Genomic DNA, 10,420 nt, shown 5'->3' on the forward strand with positions numbered 1-10,420 from the left:
GGCTACAGCCCGTGGTGATGTAAACCGTATGAAGAAGCTCAAGCGCCAAGTGGATAAGATGGTTGCGGATCTTAAAGAAGAGGTTCAGCGGTGCGTATCGGGTTGGGTACATTCCAAGTTAACGTTATCAGTGAGACGATGGCGGCCATTACGTGTGATCGATGCGGGAAGCAGAAGCTGACAACGCGGAGCTGAAGCGTCAGCGAGACATGGAACGCAGGATTCGGGTAACCTTCTTGGGAGGGTAAATTTGGTAGAAATTGGTAAACGGGTCCTTCCGGAGGGGGTGGGGGGTATGCGGGTACTCGCGACCCCGAAATCCGGCCGAGTATGAAATTTTTAAATCCTTGTGCATGTGCATGTTAGGAGGTGTATTGCGTTGGATGTTTCCAAGCTATTTAAAGTTATAGATGGAAAAGTATGTATTTCGTCGCTGGCATTAAAACGGTTTTGGGATTCACCGGAATACGCTTCAAAACTACGTAAAGCAAGGATTGGAGCGAGAACAATTGGATGGTATCAACTCCTATCGGTGATCAGTTCATGGCCGAAAAAAAAGGAGCTTCAGCAGGTGACGGTGAAGAGTCGCTTGCACAAATGAAGCTCAGGTACGAGGCACTGCTCAAAAAGGAACAGTCCGAGGCGGCCTACATTGAAAAATGAGGTTGAACGAGGCGAGTACATCCGGCGGACTGATGCCGTAGGTGATATGCAACGCTTTTTTGTTACGTTGCGTCGAAGTTTGACGGAGTCGCCGGAAAATAGCGACGGAGGTTGCGCCATACGTAACACCGGAGCAAGCCCGCAGACGAACAAATATAGCGGATGTCGTACATGGGGTATTGCTCAGATGTCCGTCAGGGGGGTATACGATGCGAAAAAAGCAAGTAAAGAAGTAGTAGAAGACGTTGCGCGGTGGATAATCGAAGCCGCCGCTGTCCTTCGACCGCCCGAAAAGCTTACCGTGTCCGAGTGGGCAGATCGGCATCGTGTATTGGATAGCAAGACATCCGCCGAGCCCGGCCAGTGGAGTACAGACCGCACGCCGTACTTGCGCGGTATCATGGACGCGCTGAACGATTACCGCGTCGAGAGATCGTTTTGTCAAGCCACGCAGGTAGGCGGAACGGAGACGTTAAACAATATGCTCGGCTACATCGTTGCGCAGGATCCGATCCGGTACTGATCGTCTATCCTACTCTGAGTTGGCCGAATACACGTCAAAAAACCGGCTGGTCCCAATGATCCAGCTTAGCCCGGCGACCGCCGAAAAGTACCGGGCGGACGACAGTAAGATCCTTGAGCTACAGTTGGACGGCATGTATGCAGTCTTAGCCGGCGCGAACAGCCCGCTTCGCTCGCCTCCCGACCGATTCGGTATTTGCTCATGGATGAAGTGGACAAATTCCCGAAAAAACGCCGGCAAAGAAGCGGATCCGCGCGCTTGGCGCGGAACGACGCGGACGTTTAACTTCAACCGGAAAATCATCCAGACATCGACGCCGACGGTCCGATCCGGCCCATTTGGAGCGCTCATGAAGGATGCGCGGTCAAGCTGGAATATTACGTCCCTTGCCCTCATGCGGCCATTACCGACGTTCGTTTTCAAACGGCGGGAAAACTGGCGGCGGGATTGTCTACGACAATTCAAGACACCAGATGAGGTCCGGCTGACCGCCTATTACGAGTGTGAGGAGTGCCAGGGCATTATCCAGGATCGACACAAGCCGCTATGCTACGGGCGGGCGAATGGGCGGGACGAAAACGGCAAGTTTTACGCGGCCGCAAGACATCGTTCCGGCTCAACGCCATTTACAGCCCGTGGCTGCGCTTCGGGGATATTGCCTATGAGTTCCTGACCAGTAAGAGCGAGCCGGAACTGCTGCAGAACTTTATTAACAGTTGGCTTGCGGAGCCTTGGGAACAAACGACAGTACGGATGAACAGCTCCGAGCTGACCAAGCGCTCCAGCGGTTATGACGATGGCATTGTACCGCCGGGCGCGCTGCTGCTGACTGCGGCGTGGATGTGCAGAAAGACCGTTTTACTACACTATCCGCGCCTGGGGCGAGCGCATGACGTCTTGGAATGTCCGCACGGTTTCTGCGAGACCTGGGACGAGATCGAGGAGGTGATGAATCTCCCGTACTACACACCGACGGAGTAGAGTTTTTCGCCCTGTGCGGTATCGACTCAGGTTACAACGCGGATGACACTTATAGCTTCTGCGCGCTCAACAGCGAGTGGGCCGTGGCGGTCAAAGGGGCGTCTGGCGCTGTTAAAGGAAAATTCAGCTTGACCACACTTGACCGGATCGAACGTAATCTGTTCGGGATCCGGCTTTTTTGTTGGACACGGGCTACTACAAGGACTTTATTTCCAACCGCATCAACCGGCCACGGAACAGCCGGGGCGCGGCTTGTATATGAGGGGTGCGACGAGGCTTACACCGCCAAGTGACGGCGGAACACAAGGTCAAGAAGAAGGCCGGAACAAGACGATCGAAGTTTGGGAGAAAAAGACGACAAGCGCTGATAACCACTATCTGGACTGTGAGGTTTACGCGGCGTTCGCGGCCGATTACCTGGGAGTTCGGTACCTAAAGCGGATGCCTTCCCCGCCTTCCCCGCCTGAATTGGCAGTGCAGACTGCCCGGCCGCGGTCCATAAAAGCAGTTGGATACGAGGAGGTGACGACCAATGAATGACGAGAAAAAGCAGCTTCTCCGGGAGCGACTGAAACGGATCAACGAGGCGATCGACGCTATCATGTCGGCGGCCAGGAATACACGATCGATAATCGCCGGCTGCGCCGGTCGGACTTGGGAACACTTCTCGTTGAGCGCGATCGCATCGAGCGCGAGCTGGCGATTGTCGAAAATGACGGCATCTTTACGGCCGCGGTCTTTTGGAGGAGGTGATAATGAACATGAATCGACTAGATAGGGCCATTGCCGCCGTGTCCCGCGCTGGGCATACAAGCGCGCTGCCTGGCGGCGGGGCAATGGCCCGTTCAATGTATAGTAGAATTCGACGAGCTTGTCGGATCGCGCTCTCAGCTTCAACCTAACCCGGCCACCCGGACATGGATGAGCAGCCGCCCGTAGAGGCATGGGAGCGCGGGCGGATCCGCGGCCCGCGCCGCAAGACATGGAGCGGAACAGCGACATCTGGCAAGGCCATACTCCTTGCGGCTTTTCCAGCGCGGAGTCATCGGCGAAGGACTGGTCGCTGGCAATCAAAGGCGGAGGTCCGGGCGCGGGCCCGAAACGATTAACGCGCCTGTGGGAAAGGAGTTGACGCAAAGCTGAAAATTGTGATGTCACAGCCTCCAGGACTTTACGGAGCAGTTGGAGACTATTCTACCCGCCGGATTGTGGATGGCGGGATTTTTTTGTCAAGGTGTACACCGAGGATAAAAGATTTCCGTTTAAGCTGCAGCTACGCACCGTGGATGAGCTTGACACCACGAGCGGCCGTTCGGCATCGAATCGACGAATAAAAACGAGATCATTGACGGTGTTGAGATCGACTCATATGCAAACATGTCGCCTACCACTTCAAAAAGTACAAGGGGACGTTACAGGTTCAAGGGGAGTCGTCCGGATAAAGGCGGAAGACGTAATTTTCTGCACCACAAGTCAGATCCGCGTCGGTCCGGGAGATTTCCGAGCTGGCGACGGCCCTGAACCGGGTTAAGGACGTGAACGAATTTTTGGAGGCCGTGAATATTAAATGGAGCGTTGTACTTGCTTGTTCTCGGTGTCTTCATCAAGAAGGCCCTTCCGGGCGGGGACCGGCTTGGCCGTCTGAACCAACATGATCAAAGCCAGTCGAGGGGAGATATGACGGCATGTAGCTTGAGCCCGGCATGATTGGTGAGCTCAACCCGGGGGATGAGGTCCAGACGGTCATACCGTCCGGACAGTCCTCAAATACCGCGCAGCACGTCACGACCATGTTGCGCCTCATTGGGGCCAGTGTTGGGCTGAGCTATGAGGCAAGTCAGCCGCGACCTGGGCAATGTGACATACTCCAGTGCACGTCAAGGTGTCGTAGAGGATCGCAAGACGTACAAGCGATAATATCCGATCTTTGGTAAACAGGGTTCTGACACCGATTTTTCACGAATTTATTGCGTCGCAGATCCTTGTCGGTGCATTGCCGGCACCGCCGAAAGCGGATATTGAGTCGATCGCCAAGCATGTATGGATTCCGTCGGGCTCCGCATGGATAGATCCGACGCGGGAAGTCGCGGCGAACAAAATCGCGCTTGAGACAGTCAAACCACCTTGGCGCGCATCTGCGCAGAAAACGGGGAGGACTGGCGGGAAGTCATCGAGCAGCGCGCTGCCGAGCGGCTGCTTGAACAGGAAATGATGAAAGGAGGAACTGAAGGTGTCAAAAATCGAATTCCGGCGGTGCTGCATAGAAACGGGCTGAAAACAGGAGAACTGACACGCGCATGGAGCATCGACGGATCGACGATCAACGAAGAGGAACGCACCGTCGAACTGTCTTTCAGCTCTGAAGAGCCGTACCAGCGATGGTTTGGAAATGAAATTCTGAGCCATGATGTCGGCGCAGTGGACTTATCCAGGCTCCAGGAGGTCGGAGTTCTCCTCTTTTCCCACGGCCGGGATACCCGATATGGACGAATGCCTATCGGGGACGTCGAAAAGGCTTGGATAGATGCGAATACTCGAAAGGCCCGCGCCCTTGTGCGCTTTGACGATGATGAGGACTCAGAAAAAGTCTTTCGGAAAGTCGTCAAAGGCTTCATCAAGGGCGTTTCTGTTGGATATTCGGTGTCCAACTGGGAGGAAGTCAAAGCGGGCAGCGTGTCCGCGAACGGCCGCCACCAGGGGCCTGCATATGTGGCCCTGAAGTGGCAGCCATTTGAAATTAGTATTGAGCCTACGCCAGCGGATCCAACCGTCGGCGTCGGAAGAAGCGCTGATTCCAATGCTAGCGCCACCACAAACCAATGAAGGAGATGACTTGAATATGCCCAGGATTAAAACATGTTGCCCTTGCGGCACAAGAACTTGTACATGCACCAGACACAGGAGTGAGCACCAGGCGCACGTCGGGGGCTGCCCCAGCTAGTGAACCCGCTGCCCGTTCAGTGGAGCCAGACGCGGCGGAGGCGGAACGGGCGCGCACGACGGAGATTATGGACTTGTGCCGCACCTTTTCCGTCGAGCCGGACGAGTATATCCGGAGCGGCGCCGAGGTATCCGCCGTAAAAGATGCAATTCTTGAAAAGTTGCGCACCGCGCGACAGCCGCAAACGCCGGCCTTAGGCGCGGTTCATGTGACGGTGGAGGAAACGGACAAGATCCGTGCTGCTGCTTCTGATGGCTTACTTCTGCGCGCAGGTGTGGTTGTAGCGAAACCGGCACCCGGCGCGAACGAATTCCGAGGCATGAGTCTCCGCGACCTTGCGATCGACTGCGCTACTCGAGCTGGCGTGGTAAATGCGCACCGTATGGACGACAGGGAACTGCTCAAAACCGTGCTGCAGCGCGATGGCAACAACATGTTCCCGGACAGCACATTCCAAGGCATTTTGTCCAACGCCGTTGACAAAACGTTGTCTAACGCCTATCAAGAGGTGCCGACCACGTTCCAAACATGGACAAGCAAGGGCAGCAACAGCGACTTTAAAGCCGCTGAGCACTACCGCATTTCCGAGGCTGGTGAGCTGGAGAAGACGCCGCAAAATGCGGAAATCCCATATGACGATCCGATGAAGGATGAGAAAGTTACGAAGTCGGTGATCACCTACTCAAAGCGCTGGGGGTTTACACGTGAGGCCTTCATAAATGACGATCTGTCCATGCTCAACCGCGTACCACGCGCCTATGTCACAGCGGCCAAACGCGGGCTGAATCGTCTTGTGTACAAGATGCTGGCAACCAATCCGGTCATTTTTGACGGGAAGCCGCTGTTTGACGCAGCGCATAAAAACCTGGGAACCATCCTGGACGTGCCGAACGAAAAGACGATGAGCGAGGCGCGCACCGCGATGCGCCTCCAAAAGGCCATTCGAGGCCTGGCTACGCTGAACTTGACGCCGAAGTACATGCTGGTACCTGCCGCGTTGGAAACGGAGGCGATGAAGTTCATCTATTCGCCAACTGACATGACGCAAGGCAACAGCGCAGTAATCAACGTGTTCCGCAATGCAACTACGTTGATAGTTGATGCAGAGCTGGATGCGTACAGCCCATCGGCTTGGTATCTGTCGGCTGATCCGAGCACAGTAGACACAATCGAGGTCACTTACTTGCGGGGCCGTGAAGAGCCGACACTTGAGACACACGTTGCCTTTGATCGCCTCGGCATGGAGTTCCGCATTTACTTTGATTATGGTGTGACCGTCCTGGATTCCCGTGGCTTGTACAAAAACCCAGGTAAGGCAACCGACGGCCAATAAGGAGGAATGCTATTATGACTAAAAAACTAATTGCAAAGACACCGATCGGCTATGCCGGTCATCTCCTTTCCCCTGGCGACTCGATCCGCGAGCACATCCATGATCAGACATTCATCGCCTTGCTTTTGGAAAAGGGCCATGCGATGGAAGTGGAGGTGGAGACGGCAGCCCCTGCTCCAGCAGAGGCACAGGAGCAGCCGGAAGAAGAGGCCCCGCCAGCAGACAAGCAGCCGGAGGAAGCTCCTACAGCAGAAACTCCGGAGAGAAAGCCGGAAGCACCGCCAACGGGCCGGAAGCGTGGCAAATGAAGAGCTTCAACGACTATTTGGCCGATGACTTGAGCATCTTCATCAATCCGGACGAGATGGGAGAAATGGCCGTTGTCGACGGAATGGAGTTGCGCGTGACTATCACGCACAACTCCATTGATGAGCGCAAGCGCCTAATCTCCAGAGGCGGCTATGACGGTCAACCGCAAGGCCTGTATCACGTCACGTTGACGATGTACGTCCGCCTGTCTGACCTGGGCTATGTCCCGGTGCGGGGCGATCTGATGGTCATCAATGGGCGGGAATATACCGTCATTGGGGCGGGCGAGGAAAAGGGCCTTGTCACGGTCCGATTGGAGCGAAACGGAAATGATTACATCTGATTCAAAGAATTTTAAAGAGGCTGCGATTGCCGTAAAAAAGCTGGCTCAAAATGCGCCAAAGGCAATCAACCGCGCTTTCGCACGAACCGGGCAGAGGGTGCAGACGGTAGCCGTGCAGGAAGTCCGGAAAGAATACATCATTCGCGCTGGTGATGTAAAAAAATACGGAAACCTGAAACTGACCCAGCGAAATGACGACATTGAGTTCAGGTCACGCGGCCGGAATATCCGGCTCATCCAATTCAAGACAACTCCGTCGCGGGTTGTCCAGCGCCGGCCGAAAGTGTTAAAGGCTGCGGTCAAGCGCGATGGCGGCAAGAAGCAGATTTCCGGCGCATTTGTACAGCATATGCGAAACGGAAGCCTAGCCGTTTTCCGCCGGAGAGGCAAACAGCGGTTACCAATCGAGCAGCTTTACGGTCCCGGTGTGCCGATCATGCTCAACTCGGCCAAGATCCGGGACAAGTTGCAGGATGAAATGACGAAGAAGCTCGAACAGCGTCTTGAACACGAGATGAATAGAGCTATGAAGGGGGCGGGGTTTAAATGACAGTTTCGCTTTTGGTTCACGCCCTGGCTGAGCACCTGCTCAGCCTCCTGGCGACGTACCACACGGCCCAGGGAGCGAAGGCGGGCGATATAGACGGCGAGTATAAGCCGGTGAATGTGTATGAATGGTACGTTCCCCTGCCGGATCAAAAGCGGAGGCAGTCGGACTATCCGTTTATTGAGATCCGGCCATACCACGGCAAGCGTACCGGTATTGATCGTCATGCGCTTGTTGAGCTCACTTTCGGCGTGTTTTTCCCGGGCCGAAGAGGAGCCAGACGGATCAAAGAATGTGGGTGCAGGTGCGTATGCTCTCATGAACCTGATGGAGTACGTCGAGATTGAGTTGTTCCGGCAGCCGATCATCGGTGGCCGGTACCGGATCCGTCCGGATTACGAATGGACCATTCCGGAGGAACAACCCTATCCGTATTTCCTCAGCACGGCAATTACGGCGTGGGATCTCCCAAACATCATTAACGAAAAAGGAGCGATACAAGCATATGGCTGAATTTTTCCACGGCTCGCGGGTACGCGAGAAAGCGACACCAGTAACAGGCACGACGGCAAATACGTCGTTGCCTGTTTTTTTTTGGTACGGCACCGATCGGCTCTGTAAATGAACCGGTTCGTGTGTCGTCAAAGGCGGAAGCTGCTGCTATATTCGGCTATTCGACCGACTTTGAGAGCTATACATTACATGAGGCGATGGAGAGTCATTTTACGCTGTACAAGCAGCGTGAGGCCATCCTGGTTAACGTGATGGATGTTTCCGAGGCCAAAAAGAGCAACACGGCGACGATTGACTTGTCTAAGTCAGTCACGGAGACATCGATCCTCTACCCTATCCTGGAGTCAGTCACATTGAAAGGCGCGGCTGAGCTTGAGAAAGGAAAGGATTACGAAGTCGAGCTGGACAACGAAGGCTACCTCGTGATTACGATTCCGGAAGGCTCGGCGGTGAAGCTACCGGCAACCGGCCTGACGCTCACCTGCGACATGCCTGACGTGAGCAAGGTCAAGCCGGCGGACATCATCGGCGGTATCCAGGGCGACACCCGGACGGGCTTAGAGCTCCTCGATGCTATGATGCCGCTGCTGGGTGACATACCTAAGCTTGTCCTGGCACCGAAGTTTAGCGCCGATCCGACGGTGGCCGACGCGATGGCCGCCAAAGCTCAAGGCATCAATGGCATTTTCAAGGCTGTTACGCTTGTTGACATCGACACCACGGCGGCGAAGACGATCGCGGCAGCGATCGACGGGAAAAAAGGCGAACGACCCGGGCGTATATATGTGCTGGCCGAAGGTGGTCCGCAATGGCCTGCAGTACCACATGAGCACGCACGTCGCGGGCATCATTGGTCAAATGGACTCGGACAATGGCGGTATTCCTACGGCGTCGCCGTCGAATCGCCAGATGGTGGCGGACGGCTGCGTATTGGCAGATGGCACGCCAATGCTTTTGGGGTTCGAGCAGGCCAACAAGCTCAATGCCCAGGGCATCGCGACGGCGATGCGTTTTTGTTAACGGCTTCGTGTTGTGGGGTAATCGGACATCAGCTTACCCGGACAACAAAGACATGAAGGACAACATGCTTGCATCGAAGCGAACCATGTTTTGGATAAACAACTTCGTGATCACTGACACCTTCCAGGACATCGATCGCCAGGTCAACCGGAATTTTATCCAGATGATCATTGATAAAATCAGCCTGAAATTTAATGGGCTTGTTTCCGCTGGCGCCATCCTGGGTGGTCGAATTGAGTACGACCCGGGGGAAAACCCTGAAGAGGACTTAATGAACGGCATTGTCAGATTCAAGCTCTTTGTCGGTTTGACACCGATCGCGGAAGCTATCGAGTTCACGCTGCAATTCGATACCAATTACCTCAAGGCATTGGCGTCCTAAAAAGGAGGGAAACAACATGCGCAATCAAATTGACGAAAAGCTGATTGAGTATAGCGTATTTAAAGATTCTGATCTGTATTTGGGGAGTGCTACGGTACAGCTGCCGAATATGCAGGGGATCACGACGCAGATCAAAGGCGCGGGTATCGGCGGGGAATTTGAGAGCATCACGCCTGGCTATTTCAGCTCCATGACAATGAGTCTCAAATGGCGCACCGCGCCGGAACCGGCATCGGTCATCCTCATGGAGCCCGTAGCGCACCTGATCACTTTCCGGGGCGTGATTCAGAGATTCGATAAAGCGGCAATTAATTACTTTGATGTTGGCAAAAAAATTACGGTCAAAGCGTTCACAAAGAACTTTGACATGGGTCAGGCAGACAATCTGGCAACGATGGATGCAAGCACAGAGCTTGAAGTCCTCTATATCAAGTCTGAAGAGGACGGAAAAGTGCTGTTTGAGGTTGACAAGTTGAATAATATATACGTCGTCAACGGCAAGGACTGGAGCGAGAACCGCCGCCGGATGCTGGGGCTGTAAGGGAGGTAATGAACGATGGCACAAGTATACAAGCTGAAAAAGCCCGTCACGTTTGAGGGAAAAGAATATACCGAATTGAATCTCGATTTTGACTCTTTAACAGGTCGAGACCTGATCAACGCAGAGCGGCAATATGTTCGTTCGGCACAGGGAAACGAACTCGCAAACCTAAAAGAGATCATGAAAGAAATGCAGGTCTACATTGCGGCTTTCGCCGCAAAATGCCCGCCTGAGCTGATCCTTTCCTTGGGGCTCAAAGACGTTGCAGAAATCACGCGGTTGGTACAGGTTTTTATCTTGGGGGACGAGTAGGGGATCAAGTGA

18 protein-coding genes and 1 pseudogene are annotated in these 10,420 nt (G+C 54.4%); 18 read left to right on the forward strand and 1 reads right to left on the reverse strand.

What is annotated here, in order from left to right:
• From OCY70_RS28670 to OCY70_RS35890, 6 genes and pseudogenes are all read left to right on the forward strand, one after another.
• The coding region (locus OCY70_RS28670) for a hypothetical protein (protein ID WP_261948830.1) at positions 1–181 on the forward strand (181 nt) is incomplete at its 5' end.
• A 198-nt stretch (positions 182–379) separates the two neighbouring features.
• A complete protein-coding gene (locus OCY70_RS28675) occupies positions 380–601 on the forward strand; it encodes a hypothetical protein (protein WP_261948831.1) in 222 nt (73 codons plus the stop codon).
• A gap of 249 nt (positions 602–850) precedes the next feature.
• A complete protein-coding gene (locus OCY70_RS28680; RefSeq protein WP_261948832.1) occupies positions 851–1,186 on the forward strand; it encodes a phage terminase large subunit family protein in 336 nt (111 codons plus the stop codon).
• A gap of 55 nt (positions 1,187–1,241) precedes the next feature.
• Positions 1,242–1,673: pseudogene (locus OCY70_RS36375) on the forward strand (phage terminase large subunit family protein); the annotation flags it as partial.
• Between the two features lie 23 nt (positions 1,674–1,696).
• Positions 1,697–2,167 carry a phage terminase large subunit family protein gene (locus OCY70_RS28685; RefSeq protein ID WP_261948833.1) on the forward strand — a complete coding sequence of 157 codons (471 nt, stop codon included), beginning with the start codon at positions 1,697–1,699 and terminating at the stop codon, positions 2,165–2,167.
• A gap of 258 nt (positions 2,168–2,425) precedes the next feature.
• Positions 2,426–2,707 (forward strand): terminase gpA endonuclease subunit, encoded by a 282-nt coding sequence (locus tag OCY70_RS35890; protein ID WP_315973943.1) that lies wholly within the window; start codon positions 2,426–2,428, stop codon positions 2,705–2,707.
• On the opposite strand, the gene OCY70_RS28690 is transcribed toward OCY70_RS35890, so the two are convergent.
• On the reverse strand, positions 2,600–3,064 hold the full coding sequence (locus OCY70_RS28690) for a hypothetical protein (RefSeq protein ID WP_261948834.1): 465 nt from the start codon (positions 3,062–3,064) through the stop codon (positions 2,600–2,602). The two genes, OCY70_RS35890 and OCY70_RS28690, sit on opposite strands and share 108 nt — an antisense overlap.
• Before the next feature lie 806 nt (positions 3,065–3,870).
• On the opposite strand from OCY70_RS28690, the gene OCY70_RS28695 reads away from it, so the two are divergent.
• From OCY70_RS28695 to OCY70_RS28750, 12 genes are all read left to right on the forward strand, one after another.
• The gene (locus tag OCY70_RS28695) at positions 3,871–4,101 is read left to right on the forward strand and encodes a phage portal protein (RefSeq protein WP_261948835.1); all 231 of its coding nucleotides are present in this window, start codon (positions 3,871–3,873) and stop codon (positions 4,099–4,101) included.
• Between the two features lie 190 nt (positions 4,102–4,291).
• Positions 4,292–4,990 carry a hypothetical protein gene (locus tag OCY70_RS28700; protein WP_261948836.1) on the forward strand — a complete coding sequence of 233 codons (699 nt, stop codon included), beginning with the start codon at positions 4,292–4,294 and terminating at the stop codon, positions 4,988–4,990.
• A gap of 191 nt (positions 4,991–5,181) precedes the next feature.
• Positions 5,182–6,441 carry a phage major capsid protein gene (locus tag OCY70_RS28705; RefSeq protein ID WP_261948837.1) on the forward strand — a complete coding sequence of 420 codons (1,260 nt, stop codon included), beginning with the start codon at positions 5,182–5,184 and terminating at the stop codon, positions 6,439–6,441.
• A gap of 14 nt (positions 6,442–6,455) precedes the next feature.
• Positions 6,456–6,749: a hypothetical protein gene (locus OCY70_RS28710; RefSeq protein WP_213431590.1), complete on the forward strand. Its 294-nt coding sequence runs from the start codon at positions 6,456–6,458 to the stop codon at positions 6,747–6,749.
• Entirely contained in the window at positions 6,746–7,093 is a 348-nt protein-coding gene (locus tag OCY70_RS28715) for a hypothetical protein (protein WP_213431576.1), read from the forward strand. The genes OCY70_RS28710 and OCY70_RS28715 overlap by 4 nt, the downstream gene beginning before the upstream one ends.
• Positions 7,080–7,643 (forward strand): phage tail protein, encoded by a 564-nt coding sequence (locus tag OCY70_RS28720; RefSeq protein WP_261945035.1) that lies wholly within the window; start codon positions 7,080–7,082, stop codon positions 7,641–7,643. The genes OCY70_RS28715 and OCY70_RS28720 overlap by 14 nt, the downstream gene beginning before the upstream one ends.
• The gene (locus tag OCY70_RS28725; RefSeq protein ID WP_261948838.1) at positions 7,640–7,987 is read left to right on the forward strand and encodes a hypothetical protein; all 348 of its coding nucleotides are present in this window, start codon (positions 7,640–7,642) and stop codon (positions 7,985–7,987) included. The genes OCY70_RS28720 and OCY70_RS28725 overlap by 4 nt, the downstream gene beginning before the upstream one ends.
• The gene (locus OCY70_RS28730) at positions 7,959–8,153 is read left to right on the forward strand and encodes a hypothetical protein (RefSeq protein ID WP_261948839.1); all 195 of its coding nucleotides are present in this window, start codon (positions 7,959–7,961) and stop codon (positions 8,151–8,153) included. The genes OCY70_RS28725 and OCY70_RS28730 overlap by 29 nt, the downstream gene beginning before the upstream one ends.
• Before the next feature lie 122 nt (positions 8,154–8,275).
• On the forward strand, positions 8,276–9,229 hold the full coding sequence (locus OCY70_RS28735) for a hypothetical protein (RefSeq protein WP_261948840.1): 954 nt from the start codon (positions 8,276–8,278) through the stop codon (positions 9,227–9,229).
• Entirely contained in the window at positions 9,226–9,555 is a 330-nt protein-coding gene (locus OCY70_RS28740; protein ID WP_261948841.1) for a hypothetical protein, read from the forward strand. Before OCY70_RS28735 ends, OCY70_RS28740 begins: the two co-directional genes overlap by 4 nt.
• A 16-nt stretch (positions 9,556–9,571) precedes the next feature.
• Complete coding sequence (locus tag OCY70_RS28745; RefSeq protein WP_213431420.1) at positions 9,572–10,096, forward strand: phage major tail tube protein; 525 nt, start codon at positions 9,572–9,574, stop codon at positions 10,094–10,096.
• Between the two features lie 15 nt (positions 10,097–10,111).
• The gene (locus OCY70_RS28750; protein WP_213431421.1) at positions 10,112–10,408 is read left to right on the forward strand and encodes a phage tail assembly protein; all 297 of its coding nucleotides are present in this window, start codon (positions 10,112–10,114) and stop codon (positions 10,406–10,408) included.
• The last annotated feature ends 12 nt before the right edge of the window (positions 10,409–10,420 follow it).

The sequence above is a fragment of the Paenibacillus melissococcoides genome (assembly GCA_944800085.1).
GTDB lineage: Bacteria > Bacillota > Bacilli > Paenibacillales > Paenibacillaceae > Paenibacillus_B > Paenibacillus_B melissococcoides.